The organism is Thermomonospora umbrina (assembly GCF_003386555.1).
GTDB classification, from domain to species: domain Bacteria; phylum Actinomycetota; class Actinomycetes; order Streptosporangiales; family Streptosporangiaceae; genus Thermomonospora; species Thermomonospora umbrina.
Genome location: NZ_QTTT01000001.1, coordinates 6162282 through 6177537, shown reverse-complemented (window position 1 = coordinate 6177537; position 15256 = coordinate 6162282). Strand labels below are relative to the sequence as shown.

General features: G+C 72.5%; 11 protein-coding genes and 1 rRNA gene. 6 read left to right on the top strand and 6 right to left on the bottom strand.

Annotation, left to right across the window (positions count from 1 at the left end; all coding sequences use genetic code 11):
- The first annotated feature begins 16 nt into the window (after positions 1–16).
- Together DFJ69_RS27665 and DFJ69_RS27660 are read left to right on the top strand one after the other, a co-directional pair.
- Positions 17–1033: an enolase C-terminal domain-like protein gene (locus DFJ69_RS27665; protein WP_342769885.1), complete on the top strand. Its 1017-nt coding sequence runs from the start codon at positions 17–19 to the stop codon at positions 1031–1033.
- Positions 1030–1617: a P-loop nucleotide/nucleoside kinase family protein gene (locus DFJ69_RS27660; protein ID WP_116025287.1), complete on the top strand. Its 588-nt coding sequence runs from the start codon at positions 1030–1032 to the stop codon at positions 1615–1617. Before DFJ69_RS27665 ends, DFJ69_RS27660 begins: the two co-directional genes overlap by 4 nt.
- A 690-nt stretch (positions 1618–2307) precedes the next feature.
- On the opposite strand, the gene DFJ69_RS27655 is transcribed toward DFJ69_RS27660, so the two are convergent.
- Entirely contained in the window at positions 2308–3333 is a 1026-nt protein-coding gene (locus tag DFJ69_RS27655) for an ROK family transcriptional regulator (protein WP_116025286.1), read from the bottom strand.
- Between the two features lie 74 nt (positions 3334–3407).
- Between DFJ69_RS27655 and DFJ69_RS27650 the strand changes: the two genes are divergently transcribed.
- On the top strand, positions 3408–4577 hold the full coding sequence (locus DFJ69_RS27650) for an MFS transporter (protein WP_116025285.1): 1170 nt from the start codon (positions 3408–3410) through the stop codon (positions 4575–4577).
- 192 nt (positions 4578–4769) lie between these two features.
- Here the strand turns inward: DFJ69_RS27650 and DFJ69_RS27645 are convergent, their stop codons facing one another.
- Genes DFJ69_RS27645 through DFJ69_RS27630 form a run of 4 tightly spaced genes read right to left on the bottom strand, consistent with a single transcriptional unit; the run spans position 4770 to position 11266 of the window.
- A complete protein-coding gene (locus DFJ69_RS27645; RefSeq protein ID WP_116025284.1) occupies positions 4770–5924 on the bottom strand; it encodes an acyl-CoA dehydrogenase family protein in 1155 nt (384 codons plus the stop codon).
- Positions 5921–7909, bottom strand: a complete 1989-nt coding sequence (locus DFJ69_RS27640) for an acetyl/propionyl/methylcrotonyl-CoA carboxylase subunit alpha (protein WP_116025283.1) — start codon at positions 7907–7909, stop codon at positions 5921–5923. Before DFJ69_RS27640 ends, DFJ69_RS27645 begins: the two co-directional genes overlap by 4 nt.
- Before the next feature lie 16 nt (positions 7910–7925).
- Positions 7926–9521, bottom strand: coding sequence for an acyl-CoA carboxylase subunit beta (locus tag DFJ69_RS27635; protein ID WP_116025282.1), 1596 nt, complete (start codon positions 9519–9521; stop codon positions 7926–7928).
- Positions 9518–11266: an acyclic terpene utilization AtuA family protein gene (locus DFJ69_RS27630; RefSeq protein ID WP_116025281.1), complete on the bottom strand. Its 1749-nt coding sequence runs from the start codon at positions 11264–11266 to the stop codon at positions 9518–9520. Before DFJ69_RS27630 ends, DFJ69_RS27635 begins: the two co-directional genes overlap by 4 nt.
- A gap of 102 nt (positions 11267–11368) precedes the next feature.
- Here DFJ69_RS27630 and DFJ69_RS27625 point away from each other — a divergent pair, with 102 nt between their 5' ends.
- From DFJ69_RS27625 to DFJ69_RS27615, 3 genes are read left to right on the top strand one after another with little or no spacing between them, the layout of a single operon-like run.
- On the top strand, positions 11369–12001 hold the full coding sequence (locus DFJ69_RS27625; RefSeq protein ID WP_116025280.1) for a TetR/AcrR family transcriptional regulator: 633 nt from the start codon (positions 11369–11371) through the stop codon (positions 11999–12001).
- A gap of 55 nt (positions 12002–12056) precedes the next feature.
- Positions 12057–13016: a TIGR03885 family FMN-dependent LLM class oxidoreductase gene (locus tag DFJ69_RS27620; RefSeq protein WP_116025279.1), complete on the top strand. Its 960-nt coding sequence runs from the start codon at positions 12057–12059 to the stop codon at positions 13014–13016.
- On the top strand, positions 13013–14902 hold the full coding sequence (locus DFJ69_RS27615) for a glycoside hydrolase family 15 protein (protein WP_116025278.1): 1890 nt from the start codon (positions 13013–13015) through the stop codon (positions 14900–14902). Before DFJ69_RS27620 ends, DFJ69_RS27615 begins: the two co-directional genes overlap by 4 nt.
- A gap of 82 nt (positions 14903–14984) precedes the next feature.
- On the opposite strand, the gene rrf is transcribed toward DFJ69_RS27615, so the two are convergent.
- Positions 14985–15101: ribosomal RNA gene (gene rrf / locus DFJ69_RS27610) — 5S ribosomal RNA — on the bottom strand.
- Positions 15102–15256 lie beyond the last annotated feature (155 nt).

Genomic DNA, 15256 nt, shown 5'->3' with positions numbered 1-15256 from the left:
CGCCTTCAGGGTGGCGATGCCACGCGGAAGGCGCCCGCAGAGCGTGCTCGTCAGGCTGACCGGCGAGGACGGCTCGGTGGGCTGGGGTGAGGCCGCCTTCCCCGAGCCCGCCGACACCACCTGGGCCGACATCGAGGAACGCCTCGCCCCCGCGCTGCTGGGGCTGGACTGGGAACGGCCCGAGGACGTCTCGGCCACCACCGAGTTCGGCACCCGTCGGGCGGCCGCCGCCGTCGACGTCGCCTGTTGGGACCTGTGGTGCCGGGCCAGGGGCCTGCCCCTCGCCCACGCCCTCGGCGGCACCCGCACCTCCATCGTCACGGGCGCCCGGATCGACACCGAGCCCTTCCTCGTCGACACGCTCGTGACCCGCGTCAACCAGGCCGTGGGCGGCGGCCATACCCGGGTCACCGTCAGGATCGCGCCGGGCTGGGACATCGAGCCGATGCGTGCGCTGCGCGCGGCCTTCCCCGCCTTGGCCGTGGTGGCCGACGCCGGTGGCGCCTACACCGAGTCGCCGGAGGACCTCGACGCCCTGAACGCGCTCGACGCCTACGGCCTGCTGGCGCTCGAACGCCCCTTCGCCCCCGGCGATCTCGCGGCCCACGCCCGGCTGCAACAGCGGCTCACCGCCGCGGTGGCCCCGCGGATCGGCGACCTGGACATGCTCGACGCCGCCCTCCGCCAGGAGGCGGGCCGCGCCCTCAACCTGAGCATCCGCCGGTTCGGCGGGCTCACCGCGGCCCGGGGCGCCCATGACCGCGCCTACGCCGCGGGATGGGACGTGTGGTGCGGCGGGTCGGGCGCGTTCGGCATCGGGCAGGCGGCGGCGGTCGCCCTCGCGAGCCTGCCCGGCTGCACGCTGCCCAGCGACGTCACCGACCCCGCCGGCGGCCCCGCCTTCGTGTCCCCGCCGGTGCGCTCCTCCGGGGGTGTCGTGGGCGTCCCGCTGACCCAGCCGGGCCTCGGCCACGAGATCGACGAGGAACGCATCGCCCGCCTCGCCACCCGGACCCTGCGCATCCCCGCATGACCGGGACCGCCCGACCGCCCGCCGCCGTGTGGGTCGTGGCCGGACCGCCCGGCAGCGGCAAGACCACCGTCGCCGAGGCCCTCCTCGCCCGACTCGACCCCGTCCCGGCGCTGCTCGACAAGGACGTCCTGTACGGCTCGTTCGTCGCCGCCACCCTGGCCGCGCACCACCGTGCCCCGGGCGAGCGCGAGGGCCCGTGGTACGACGAGCACGTCAAGCGACACGAGTACGACGGCATGGTCGGCGCCGCCCGCCAGATCCGCTCCCACGGCTGCCCGGTCCTGCTCAGCGCCCCCTTCACCGCGCAGATCCACTCGGCCGAACGGTGGCACGCCTGGGTCACGGAGCTGGGCGGCCCCCCGGTCCACCTCGTCTGGATCCGCACCGACGTCGAGACCCTCCACCACCGTCTCACCACCCGGGGCCTCCCCCGCGACACGGGCAAACTGGCCGCCTTCGACGCCTTCCTCACCCGAATGCGCCCCGGCATCCCTCCGCCGGTCCCCCACCTGGAAGTCGACAACCGCCTCTCCGCCCCTTCCCCCCTGCCCGAACAACTCGACGCCCTACCGACCCACCACTGAGGCCCGCACATCACCGACCGAACGACACCGTTCCGGGCCGGCTCCCAACACCGAGAACAGCCGGCTCGCCGCCCCATCAGCCGCCGACAACGACGTTCCATGTCGGCTCCAGGGTCCGCCCCTACCCGCAGAGCGACACCGAACGGCCCGACGCCCTGCCGGGGCCTCGGAGGGGGATGGCCCTAACGAACCGCCGACGCAACGCACCCACCCACAGCCACGGCCGACCCGTATCACCCACCTAAGTAGGGCCCAGCGGGCGGACACCGTCCGGGCCACCGTCCCCTCGGACCCGCCGGCCACCGACGGCATCGTTCGGCACCACTCCACCACTCCGATAAAGAGGAGCGCGACGGCTCGTCACCCGTTCGACCGGCCTGCGGACGCGTCAGCCACTGCTGACACGTCGTCCCGGTCCAGGGCGGGGCCCAACGGCGCGGGTCCTCAGTCGGACCGCATCAACCGCCGCTGATGGCGTCGTCGCGGGGCCCGCGCCGTTCCTAAAGGGCGGCCCTGCCCCGCCTCACGACCCGGGGCAGGGCCGCCCTGACCGCCGGCAGGGCCGGGCCGAACGGGGCGACGCCTCAATGACCATCGGACCGGGTCAGCCGCCGGCATCGTCGTCCGAAGCCAGGTCGGGGCCGGCCCCGACGCTCCTACAGAGCGGAGCGCAGTGGCTCGGCGGGCGGATCAGGTGCCGCCGAAGACGGTGTCCCGGGTGAGGTCGAGGGCCGTCAGGACCGCTCCCTGCAGGACGGCGTTGCCCTCCATCGCGCTCGGGCGGACCCGGGTCGGTGCGGGCGACAGGTCGTGGAGGCGCCGGGCGACCAGGGTCGCCAGTTCCTCGCCGCCTCTGCGGCCGGTGGCGCCGCCGAGGACGACGAGACCGGGGTCCAGGACCGCGACGAGTGTGAAGACGCATTGGACGATGCGGTCCGCGATGACGCCGGGGGCGAGGTCGCGCACGACGTCGGCCTCCAGCAGTGAGCAGAACTCCCGGCCCTCGAACCGGAGGAGCCCCACCTCGCCCGCGCCGCCGGAGGCGCCGCGTCGGAGTCTGCCGTCCAGGACGACGGCCCCGCCGACGCCGTCGTCCAGCCACAGCAGCGCGAAGTCGTCGTGGCCCGCCGCCGCGCCGACCCGGTGCTCGGCGATGGCGGCCAGGTTGACCTCGTTCTCCAGCAGCACACGGACGCCCAGCATGTCGCGGATCACCGGGAGGAGGTCCGCGCGCCAGCCGGGCACGCCGCTGTCGGTCGTCAGGCCGGTGCGCGGATGGACCAGGCCGGGGGCTCCGAGCACGACGGTGTTCAGCGCGCGACCGCCTGCGGCCTCGGCGACCGTCTCCGCGATGACGGCGGCCAGGTCGGGCGACGGCGGGAGTGGACGGGTGACGGCGTCCACGACGCCGCCCGCGAGGTCGGCCACCGTGACGTGGACGGCGTCCCGGCGCACGTCCACCCCGGCGAGATGGGCGCGGCCCGCCACGACCCCGTACAGGCGGGCGTTGGGGCCCCGGCGGTCCTCCCCGGTCTCGCCGGTCACCTCGATCAGCCCGTCGACGCGCAGCCGTTCGATCAGGTCGGACACGGTGGGCCGGGACAGACCCGTCAGCGTGCGCAGTTGCGGCGCGGTCAGCGGCCCCCGCTCCAGCAGCAGGTCCAGGGCGAGCCGGTCGTTGATCGCGCGGGCCAGGGTCGGGGTGGCGGTCTTCACGGGGCCATATTAGTCAGGGCCCCTGCTAGATATCCTCTTTTCATCAGGGAGCCTGCCTGTTAGTTTCCTGGCGCATGAGTCACCATCGCGCCATCGCCGCCGTGTTCGCCGTGCACGGGGCCGTGTCCGGGACGCTCGCCACCCGCATCCCCTGGATTCAGGACCGTTTCGACCTCGGCCCCGGCGTCCTCGGCCTCGCCCTGCTGTGCCCGTCCATCGGGGCCTTTCTCGGGATGCCCACCGCGAGCCGCCTCGCCCACCGGATCGGCGGCCGCGCGGCCACCCGGATCCTGTTGGCGCTGTGGTGCGCGGTCCTGGCGCTGCCCGCCCTCGCGCCCGCACCCGCCGGGTTCTTCGCGGTGATGCTCCTGTACGGCGCGATCGCGGGCATGTGCGACGTGGTGATGAACGGCGAGGCGGTGACGCTCGAACGGCATCTGCGCCGCCCGATCATGTCCGGGCTGCACGGCATGTGGTGCGTGGGCAGCCTGCTCGCGGGCGGGGTCGGGGCGATGGCGGCCCACGCGCGGGTCGATGCCCGGCTGCACCTGGGGCTGGTCGCGCTGTTCCTGCTGGCGGCGGGTGTCGTGGTGGGCCGGGCCCTGTTCGTCGGCCCGCAGGCCGCCGCCTCCGCGCCCCCGCGCCGTTTCGCCCTGCCGACCCGGGCCGTGCTGGCCATCGGGATCGTCGGCTTCTGCGGCACCTTCGCCGAGGGGGCGAGCGCGAACTGGGCCGCGGTCTACCTCACCGAGGTGGCCGGGGCCGGCCCCGGCGTGGCCGCCGCCACCTACGCGATCTTCATGTGCTGTATGGCCGCCACCCGCCTGGTCGGAGATCGACTGGTACGACGCCTCGGACCGGTGGCGACGGTCCGGTACGGGGGCCTGACGGCCGCCGTGGGAGGCGTCCTGGTCGTGGCCGCCCGCACACCGGGACTCGGCATCGCCGGCTTCGCCCTCCTCGGCATCGGCGTCGCGACGATCGTCCCCCTGGTCTTCGCGGCGGCGGGCGCCACGGGGTCGACCCCCGGCGAGGGGGTGGCGGGAGTCGCCACGATCACCTACCTCTCCGGCCTGACCGCCCCGGCCGTCACGGGCTGGGCCGCCGGCACCCTCTCCTACCCGACCGCCTTCGGCCTGATCACCGGAGTGGTCGTCCTCATGACCCTGTCCGCCGGCGCCCTGCGCCCCCGCCCTCAGGCGCCGGCCCCGCACCACCGGAAAGCGTCCCGAGTCCCAGGCTGAATCGCTCCGGCCGGCCGAGGCCGTTCACGCCTGCGGCGTGAACCTCGCCGTACCCGGTGGAGTCCGCCATGGTCACCGGCACGGTGTGGCCGTCACCGGCGTCGGCCGGGCCCGCGGGCGACCTTTGACCTGCGAAATGCCGAAGCGGCCCGGGATGTGCCGGGCCGCTCCGGCGAGGAGGGCGGGCCGTGCTCAGTAGGACTTGGGGAGCCCCAGGGAATGCTGGGCGACGAAGTTGAGGATCATCTCCCGGCTGACCGGCGCGATCCGCATCAGACGGACCACGCCGGCGAGCATGCCGACGCCGTACTCGGTGGTGAGGCCGTTGCCGCCGTGGGTCTGGATGGCCTGGTCGACGCAGTGGATGGCGGCCTCGGCGGTGGCGTACTTGGCCATGTTGGCGGCCTCGGCCGCCCCCATGTCGTCGCCCGCGTCGTACAGCGAGGCGGCCTTCTGCGCCATCAGCCGGCCCAGTTCCAGCTCGACCTTGGCGGCCGCGAGCGGGTGGGCGAGGCCCTGGTGGGCCCCGATCGGCACCTTGAAGACCTGGCGGTCCTTGGCGTAGTCGACGGCCTTGGACAGGGCGAGGCGGCCGATCCCGGCGCCCATCGCGGAGGCCATGATCCGTTCGGGGTTGAGGCCGGCGAACAACTGGAGCAGCCCGCCGTCCTCGTCGCCCACCAGCGCCTCGTACGGCAGCCGGACGTCGTCCAGATGGCAGACGAACTGCTTCTCCGGGGAGACGATCTCCATTTCGATCGGCGTCCAGGTGAAGCCCGGGGTGTCGGTCGGCACGATGAACAGGGAGGGACGCAGATTGCCCTTCTGGTCCTCGGTGCGGCTGACGAACAGCACGGCGTCGGCCTCGTCGACCCCGGAGATGAAGGTCTTCTGGCCGTTGATGACCCACCCGTCGCCGTCGCGGCGCGCCTGGGTGGTGATCCGGTGGGCGTTGGAGCCGGCGTCCGGCTCCGTGATGGCGAAGGCCATCTTGACCGACCCGTCGGCGAACCTCGGCAGCCAGTGCTTCTTCTGAGCCTCGGTGCCGGACCGGGCGATGATCGTGGCGCAGATCGCCGGGGACACCACCATCAGCAGCAGCGGACAGCCCGCGGCGGCCAGTTCCTCGCACACGGCGGCCAGGTCGCCGATGCCGCCGCCCCCGCCCCCGTACTCCTCGGGGACGTTGACGCCCAGGTAGCCGAGCGCCCCGGCCTCGTTCCACAGCTCGTCGGTCTTCTCCCCCGCCCGGGACTTGGCGACGTAGTAGGAGGGGCCGTACTTGGCGCCCAGCTCGGCGACGGCCGCTCGCAGGGCGCGCCGCTCCTCGGACTCGGTGTAGCTCACTGGGGGGTCTCCTCTGCGATGACGGCGAGGACGGCACCGGCCTCGACCTGCTGTCCTTCACTCACGTTCAGTTCGGCGACGACGCCGGCGGACGGGGCGGCGATGCGGTGCTCCATCTTCATCGCCTCCAGCACCACCAGCACCTGCCCGTCCGCGACCGACGCGCCGCGCTCCACCTCGACCCGCACCACCGTGCCCGGCATCGGCGCCAGCAGCGACCCCGGGGCCACGGCCGTGCTCGGGTCGACGAAACGGGGCAGCGCCCGCAACGTCACCGGGCCGAGGTCGGAGTCGATGAAGACGGAGTCGCCCACGCGCCGGACCTCGAAGTCGTGGCGCACGCCTCCCGCCTCCAGGGTGACGACCGGGCCGGTGGCCGGGCAGGCGACGCCGGGATGGTCCTCGGCGACCAGGCCGTCACGGGTGAGCCGGTAGGCGACCTCGATCTCGCCGTCCGGGCCCTCGTACGTCTTGCGCTGCGGCTGGGACGGCACGTTGCGCCAGCCCGACGGCATCCCGCCCAGCGCGGCGGCCGACCCGCGGTTGGCGTCGGCGTCGGCGAGCGCGGCGGCCAGCGCCGACAGTCGTACGGTCTCGGGAGAGGCCAGCGGCGCGGCCAGATCGACGGCGCACCCGGCCTCCGCGCCCCCGAACGGCGGGTGCCGGTCGAGGTAGCCGGTGTCGGTCTCGGCGGCCAGGAAGCACCGTTCGGTGAGGATCCGCACCAGCAGGTCGCGGTTGGTGGTCAACCCGTGGACGCGGGCGCCCCGCAGCGCCGCCGCGAGCCTGCGCGCCGCCGCCGTACGCGTCGGGGCCCAGGCGATGACCTTGGCGAGCATCGGGTCATAGTGGACGCCGACCTCCCCACCGGACTCCACCCCGCTGTCGAGCCGCAGCCCGTACCCGTCGGGGACGGCGAAGACGGAATCGACGCCGGGCACCTCGAAGGCGTGCAGGGCGCCGCTCGACGGCAGCCAGTCCTGAGCCGGGTCCTCGGCATACAACCGCACCTCGATGGCGTGGCCGCGCGGCTCCGGCGGCGCGGCCGGGAGCCGCGCGCCCTCGGCCACCTCGATCTGCAGCCGAACGAGGTCCACGCCGTACACGCACTCGGTGACCGGGTGCTCGACCTGAAGCCGGGTGTTGACCTCCAGGAAGAAGAACCGGCCGTCGGCCGCGAGCAGGAACTCCACGGTCCCCGCGCCCTCGTAACCGATGGCGCGGGCGGCGTCCACGGCGGCCCGGCACAGTTCGGCCCGCAGCTCCGGGCCGACCGCGGCCGAGGGGGCCTCCTCGACGATCTTCTGGTGGCGGCGCTGGATGGAGCACTCCCGCTCCCCCAGCGCCCAGACCGTGCCGTGCCGGTCCGCCAGGATCTGCACCTCGATGTGCCGGGCGCCCGTCAGCAGCGGCTCGCAGAACACGGCCGGATCGCCGAAGGCCGACTGCGCCTCCCGCGCCGCGCCGGTCACCGCGTCCGGCAGCTCCGCGAGGGTCTGAACGACGCGCATGCCGCGTCCCCCGCCGCCCGCCGACGCCTTCACCAGGATCGGCAGGTCGGCCTCGGTGACCGCGTCCGGGTCCAGCTCCGGCAGTACGGGCACGCCCGCGTCCGCCATCAGCTTCTTGGCCGCGACCTTGGAGCCCATGGCCTCGATGGCCTCCGGCGGCGGCCCCACCCAGACCAGCCCGGCGGCCCGGACGGCGCGGGCGAAGTCGGCGTTCTCCGACAGGAACCCGTACCCGGGGTGGACCGCGCCCGCCCCGGCGGCCGTCGCCGCCCCAATGATCAGGTCGGCCCGGAGATAGGTGTCGGACGGCGCCGCGCCCGGCAGCCGGACGGACCGGTCGGCGTCGGCGGCGTGCGGCGCCCCCGCGTCGGCGTCGGAGAACACCGCCACGGTGCCGATGCCGAGGTCGCGGCAGCTCCGGAAGACCCGACGGGCGATCTCCCCGCGGTTGGCGACCAGCAGTGTGTCGATCATCGCGTTCATCCCTCGCTCACATCCGGAAGACGCCGAAGCCGTCGGCCCCGCGCACCGGCGCGTTGTGGATCACCGACAGGCACATCCCCAGCACGGTCCGGGTGTCGCGCGGGTCGATCACCCCGTCGTCGTACAGCCGCCCGGACAGGAAGAAGGGCAGCGACTCGGCCTCGATCTGGTTCTCCACCATCTCCCGCATGGCCTTGTCGCCCTCCTCGTCGTACACCTGCCCGCGGGCCTCGGCCGCGCCGCGCATGACGATGGAGAGCACCCCGGCGAGCTGCTGCGGCCCCATGACGGCGGACTTCGCGCTCGGCCAGGTGAACAGGAACCGGGGGTCGTAGGCCCGGCCGCACATGCCGTAGTTGCCGGCCCCGTACGACGCGCCCATCACCAGCGAGATGTGCGGGACCCTGCTGTTGGACACCGCGTTGATCATCAGGGCGCCGTGCTTGATGATGCCGCCCTGCTCGTACTCCTTGCCGACCATGTAGCCGGTGGTGTTGTGCAGGAACAGCAGCGGCGTGTCGGCCTGGTTGGCGAGCTGGATGAACTGCGCCGCCTTCTGCGCCTCGGCGCTGAACAGCACGCCCTGCGCGTTGGCCAGGATGCCGACCGGGTAGCCGTGCAGCCGGGCCCATCCGGTGACCAGGCTGGTCCCGTACAGCGGCTTGAACTCGTCGAACTCCGAGCCGTCCACGATCCGCGCGATGACCTCACGGGGGTCGAACGGGGTCTTGAGGTCCTCCGGGACGATCCCGGCCAGTTCCTCGGCGTCGTACCGGGGCTCGATCACCGGGCCCGGCGCGGGCCCGAGCTTGCGGTGGTTGAGCCGCTTGACGATCTGCCTTCCGAGCCGCAGCGCGTCGGCCTCGTCGGCGGCCATGTAGTCGGCCAGGCCCGAGGTCCGCGCGTGCATCTCCGCGCCGCCCAGCTCCTCGTCGCCGGACTCCTCCCCGGTGGCCATCTTCACCAGCGGCGGCCCGCCGAGGAACACCTTGGCGCGCTCCTTGACCATGACGACGTGGTCGCACATGCCCGGGATGTACGCGCCCCCGGCGGTGGAGTTGCCGAACACCAGCGCGATCGTCGGGATGCCCGCCGCCGACAGCCGGGTCAGGTCCCGGAACATCCGGCCGCCCGGGATGAAGATCTCCTTCTGGGTCGGCAGGTCCGCGCCCCCGGACTCCACCAGGTTGATCACCGGCAGCCGGTTCTCCAGCGCGATGTCGGAGGCCCGGAAGCTCTTCTTGACCGTCCACGGGTTGCTGGAGCCGCCGCGCACGGTGGGGTCGTTGGCCACGATCAGGCACTCGACGCCCTCCACGACGCCGATGCCGACCACGACGCTGGCGCCCACCGGGAAGTCCGAGCCCCACGCCGCCAGCGGGCTCAGCTCCAGGAACGGCGAGTCGGGGTCGATCAGCAGCTCGATCCGCTCCCGCACCAGGAGCTTGCCGCGTTTGCGGTGCCTCTCGACGTACTTCTCACCCCCGCCCGCCAGGGCCTTGGCGTGCTCGGCGTCGAGCTCGGCCAACTTGCCGAGCATGGACTCCCGGCGTTCCCGGTACTCGGGGCCGCGCGGGTCGAGCGAGCTGGTCAGAACGCTCACAGGATCGCCTCCGGAAGGTCGACGAGACGGGAGCGCAGCCATTCGCCGAGGGCCTTGCCCTGCGGATCGAAGCGGGTCGAGGCCGAGACCCCCTCCTGCAGGAGTCCCTCGGCGACGAAGTTGACCGCGCGGAGTTCGGGCAGCACGTGTCGGGTGACCACGAGGTCACGGGTCTCGGGGAGCAGCTCCTGGAGCCGTTCCACGGTCAGGAAGTGCGCGAGCCAGCGCCATTGCGCGTCGGTCCGGGCCCACACGCCGATGTTGGCGTCGCCGCCCTTGTCGCCGCTGCGCGCACCCGCCACCCGGCCCAACGGCACCCTGACGGTGGGCACCCCGTCGTCGTACGGCTCGGGGAGTCGGGCGTCCAACGGCGAGTCCACCGGATCGGCGGGTACGGGCGGGATCACGGTACGGGTCCCGTCCGGGAGCACCGCCACATGCTCGATCTCGGAGCTGTCGACGTACGCGGGCGTGTAAACCCCGTAGGGGGCGGCCTTGCCCGGAGGCGACGTCATCGTGAAACCGGGATACCCCGCCAGGGCCAGTTCGACGACCGCCCCGCTGAAGGCCCGCCCGACCTTGGGCTCGGCCGGATCCAGCACCGCGCAGCACAGCAGCGACGTCGCCTCCCCCTGCGTGCTCGGGTCGGTCGTGGCCGCGCCGACGAGGGTCCACTCGACACGGCGGGGGCGCTCGTCGCCGAACGCGGCCTCCATCTGGGTCTTGGCCAGCTCGGCCTTGGCCTCGATGTCCAGCCCGGTGAGCACGAACGTCATCTCGTTGCGGAAACCGCCCAGATGGTTGAGGCACACCTTGGTCGTGGCGGGCGGCGGCTCACCGACGACCCCGGAGATCCGCACCCGGTCGGGGCCCTCCTGCGCCAGCCGCACCGTGTCGAACCGCGTGACCACGTCGGGGCCCGCGTAACGCGGCCCGCCGATCTCGTAGAGAAGCTGGGCGGTGACCGTCTCGGTGGTGACCGCGCCGCCCGTCCCGTCGTGCTTGGTGATGACGCTGGAGCCGTCCGGGTGGACCTCCGCGATCGGGAACCCGGCGTGGCGCAGGTCCCCCACCTCGCGGAAGAACGCGTAGTTGCCGCCGGTCGCCTGGGTCCCGCATTCCAGCACGTGACCGGCGACGGTGGCCCCGGCGAGGGCGTCCCAGTCGTCCCGCCGCCAGCCGAAGTGCGCGCCCGCCGGGCCGACCACCAGAGACGCGTCGGTCACCCGTCCGGTCACCACGAGGTCCGCCCCCGCGCGCAGGCATTCGGCGATGCCCCACGCCCCCAGGTACGCGTTGGCCGTCAGGGGATCTCCGTACCGGGAGTCGCCGAACCCCAGCTCCTTGGCCCGGCCGAGCAGGTCGTCGCCCTCCACGTGGGCGATCTCGACCCGCACCCCGAGCCGTTCGGCCAGCTCCCGCAACCGGTCGGCGAGGCCCCGGGGGTTGAGTCCGCCCGCATTGGTGACGATCTTCGTCCCGCGTTCGACGGCCAGACCGAGGGTGTCCTCCATCTGCCGGAGGAAGGTGCCCGCGTAGCCGGCGCCGGGGTCCTTCAGCCGGCTCCGCCCCAGGATCAGCATGGTCAGCTCGGCCAGATAGTCGCCGGTGAGCACGTCCAGCGGACCGCCCTCCAGCATCTCGCGGACCGCCGCGAAGCGATCGCCGTAGAAGCCGGAGGCGTTGCCGATCCGCAGCGGCCCGCCCGGGGATGCGTGCGGGGGTACGCCCTGCGCTTGGGTCATGGCTGCACCCTGCCAGTCCGGCACTAAAAAATCAATCACGCTTGATTGTTTTCTTGGCCTACCGTCTGATTGACTCGGAACAGCGACACGGCAGAGGACGGCATGACGACCCAGGCACTTCCCCGCGAGCCCCGCCAGGACCGCAGCCGGGCCACCCGGCGGCGGCTCCTGGAGGCCGCCATCGACTGCCTGGCCTCCGTCGGCTGGGCCGGCACCACGGTGACCGTGGTCGCCGAACGCGCCGGCGTCTCCCGGGGCGCCGCCCAACACCACTTCCGCACCCGCGAGGAGCTGGTCACCGCCGCCGTCGAGTACGGCTCCGAGGTCCGGATGCGACGGATGCGCGCCCACCTCGACGCGCTCGCCGACGGCCGTCCCAGCACGCAGGACGTCGTCACCATGCTCGGCGAGATGTACACCAGCCCCCTCTTCCGGGCCGCCCTCCAACTGTGGGTCGCCGCCAGCTCCGACGACCAGCTCAAGGCCCAGGTCCTCCCCCTGGAGGCCCGCGTGGGCCGCGAGGCGCACCGCCTCACCGTCGAGGCCCTGGGCGCCGACGAGTCCGTCCCCGGGGTCCGCGAGACGGTCCAGGCCACCTTGGACCTGGTCCGCGGCCTCGGCCTGGCCGACCTCCTCACGGACGACTCGGTCCGCCGCACCCGCCTCCTGACCCAGTGGGCCACGACCCTGGACGCCGTCCTCACCCGGACACCCCCCGCCTCGTCCCCCGAATGACCGGCCCATCCCTGGGCAGGGGCCCGGGTGGGCGGACGACGATGCGGAGGAGGGCATGGCCACCTACGGCTTCCACGCCTCACACGAACAGTTCGGACCCGCCGAGCTGCTCGACCTGACGCGGGCCGCGGAGCAGGCGGGCTTCTCGGCGGCCATGTGCTCGGACCACTTCGCCCCATGGAGCAGGGCCCAGGGCCACTCGGGCCACGCATGGGCGTGGCTGGGGGCCGCCCTCGCGGTGACCGGGTTCCCCTTGGGCGTCGTGACCGCTCCCGGGCAGCGCTACCACCCGGCGGTCCTCGCCCAGGCCGCCGCCACGCTGACCGACCTCTCCCCCGGCAGACTCTGGGTCGCGTTGGGAACGGGCCAGGCCCTCAACGAGCACATCACCGGAGACCGATGGCCCTCCAAGCCCGCGCGGACCCGCCGCCTCGAGGAGTGCGTCGAGGTGATCCGCGCGCTGTTCCGCGGCGAGACCGTCTCCCACGACGGGCTCGTACGGGTCGACCGCGCACGCCTGTGGCCCCCGCCGCAGGAGCCACCGGCGCTCTTGGCGGCGGCCGTGACGCCGTCCACCGCGCGATGGGCGGCGGGCTGGGCGGACGGGCTCATCACCATCAACCAGCCCGACGACGCCCACCGCACCACCCTGGCCGCCTACCGGGACGACGGCGGAACGGGCCCTGCGGTGCTCCAGGTCCATCTGAGCTGGGCCGACGATCCACAGACCGCGCTGGCGGCCGCGCACGAGCAGTGGCGCGAGGCCGCCCTCGGCAGCGAGGTCGGCTGGGAGATCAGCCTGCCGGAGCACTTCGAGGAGGCCGCCAGGTTCATCGACCCCCCGCAGCTCACCCCGTTCGTGCACGTGTCCGCCGACCTCTCCGAACACGCCGACTGGCTCGCGGCCCAAGGCGACGCCGGATTCGACCAGGTCATGATCCATCAGGTCGGTCGCGATCAGCGGGCCTTCATCGAGGCCTTCGGCGACCACGTCCTCCCGCGGGTCCGGTCATGACCGCCGCCGACACCCCGCCGATCGACCGGTACGCCTTCCTGTCCGACTGTCGAACGGCCGCGCTCATCGGCCCGGACGGCGCCGTCGAGTGGCTGTGCACACCCAGGTTCGACGGCCCCGCGGTCTTCAACCGGATCCTGGATCGCCGGGTGGGCGGGGCCTGGGAATTGGAGATCGAGGGCGCGCCCGAACCCTCGCAGTCGTACGTGGACACCACTCTCGTCCTGGAGAGCCGCTGGAGCTGCCCTTCGGGAACGGCGGTGTGCCACGACTTCCTGGCGGCCCGGTCGCCGGATGAGGGCGATGAACGGGGCATCATTCCGACGGGTGTCCTGGTGCGGCGCGTCCAGTGCGAGAAGGGACGCGTGCAGGTCCGCACGCGTGTTAAGGCCACACCCGATCACGCCCGGCGCGACGCCCACTGGACCCGGTCCGACGCCGGCTTCACGGAGCACCATGCGGGATTATCCCTGAGCGGTACGCCCCTTTCCCTCCACGGCGAGGACCTTTTCGGGAGCTGGGCCCTGACGGAGGGAGAGACCACGACCCTCCTCCTCGGGTACGAAGGACCGCCCGTGCCCTCCGACCCGGAAGTGGCGGAACGGATGCTCCAAGAGACGCTCGCGGCGTGGCGCGACTGGTCCTCCCGATATGTGTACGACGGCTTCGCCGCCGAAGAGGTCCGCCGCAGCGCGGTTGTGCTTCGCGGCCTGATGCACAGTGAAAGCGGTGCCCTTATCGCCGCACCGACCACCTCACTACCGGAATGGCCGGGCGGCGAACGGAATTGGGACTACCGGTACGCCTGGCACCGCGATGCGGCCCTGGTGGTGCTGGTCCTGATGCGCCTCGGCCACAGCGAGGAGGCCGGCAGATATCTGCGATTTCTGCTGGAGAACTGCCTGCTGTCGGACGGACGGCTCGAGCCCATGCTCACCTTGGACGGCGGCACCCGAGTCGCCGAGGAGCCGCTGCCGCACCTTTCGGGATATGCGAACTCCCGGCCGGTACGCATCGGGAACGAGGCCTTCGAGCAGCACCAACTTGACGTCTACGGCCAGGTGCTCGACGCCGCGCTCGCCTTTCAGCAGGCAACGGGCGGGCTCACCGACGGCGAGTTGGGCGAGGTGTTCCAGATCGTGGAGACCGCCCGTGGTCTGTGGCGGGAACCCGATGACGGCATCTGGGAGGTACGGAATCGACCACGGCATTGGACCAGCTCGAAACTGTACGCCTGGGTCTGCCTGGACCGGGGGATCCGACTCGCCGGGCTGACCGGGGCCTCCTCTCATCTGCCGCTCGATGACTGGCGGTCCGATCGCGAGGCGATGCGGACGGAGATCCTGAGCGTGGGCTATGACGAGGAGAGGGGCGCCTTCGTCCAGTCCTATGGGGACACCGCGCTGGACGCTTCGCTGCTTCGGCTTTCCCTGCTGGACTTCTTGGAGGGGGACGATCCGCGGGTGGTGAGCACACTTCAGCGGATCGATGAGGAACTCGGCACGGATGGTCTGTTGGTGCATCGGTATGATCCCGGGGCGACCGGGGATGGGTTGGGCGGTGTCGAGGGTGGGTTCTTGTTGTGCGCTTTCGACATGGTGTCGGCGTTGGTCCTGGCGGGGCGGGTGGGGGAGGCGTTGCGGCGTTTTGAGGGGTTGTGTCGGTGTGGTGGGGGGTTGGGGTTGTTCGCCGAGGAGATGTCGGCCGGTGGGGTGATGTTGGGGAATCATCCGCAGGCGTTCACGCATTTGGCGTTGATCGAGGCGGCGATGAATCTGGACGCCGCGGGTGGTGGGGAGGCGTTGCACGCCTGGGCGCGGGACGCCGGCGGGTCGGCAGGCGCGGGGTCGGGCGGCGGGGGGTCGGGCGGCGGGGATCGTTCGTGAACGGGAATGGGTCGGGGCCCGTTCCCGAGAACGGCCTCATGTTGAGGGTTCTCCAGGGAACGGGCCCCGACCATAGGTGTTGTTCCGGCGGTGTCCTACTCTCCCACACGGTCTCCCATGCAGTACCATCGGCGCTGGAGGGCTTAACTACCGGGTTCGGAAAGAGACCGGGTGTTTCCCCTCCGCCATGACCACCGGAACGCCCAACCCCCACACACGCGGGTGTGGGGAAAACCGTGGGCGAACCGAACCCCCCTTTTCTGACGGGGGGTGGGCGGCTCGTATTCTGTTGTTCGGTTCACGGAAAACAACTGTTTGTTCTCTGTGAACCGCATAGGGACGCGAACATCACGC

Bases quoted from the DNA above. Each gene is read 5' to 3' on its own strand.
- DFJ69_RS27625 (WP_116025280.1), top strand. From the start codon at position 11,369: ATGACGACCCAGGCACTTCCCCGCGAGCCCCGCCAGGACCGCAGCCGG.
- DFJ69_RS27630 (WP_116025281.1), bottom strand. From the start codon at position 11,266: ATGACCCAAGCGCAGGGCGTACCCCCGCACGCATCCCCGGGCGGGCCG.
- DFJ69_RS27660 (WP_116025287.1), top strand. From the start codon at position 1,030: ATGACCGGGACCGCCCGACCGCCCGCCGCCGTGTGGGTCGTGGCCGGA.
- DFJ69_RS27620 (WP_116025279.1), top strand. From the start codon at position 12,057: ATGGCCACCTACGGCTTCCACGCCTCACACGAACAGTTCGGACCCGCC.
- DFJ69_RS27615 (WP_116025278.1), top strand. From the start codon at position 13,013: ATGACCGCCGCCGACACCCCGCCGATCGACCGGTACGCCTTCCTGTCC.
- DFJ69_RS27665 (WP_342769885.1), top strand. From the start codon at position 17: ATGCCACGCGGAAGGCGCCCGCAGAGCGTGCTCGTCAGGCTGACCGGC.
- DFJ69_RS27640 (WP_116025283.1), bottom strand. From the start codon at position 7,909: ATGATCGACACACTGCTGGTCGCCAACCGCGGGGAGATCGCCCGTCGG.
- DFJ69_RS27650 (WP_116025285.1), top strand. From the start codon at position 3,408: ATGAGTCACCATCGCGCCATCGCCGCCGTGTTCGCCGTGCACGGGGCC.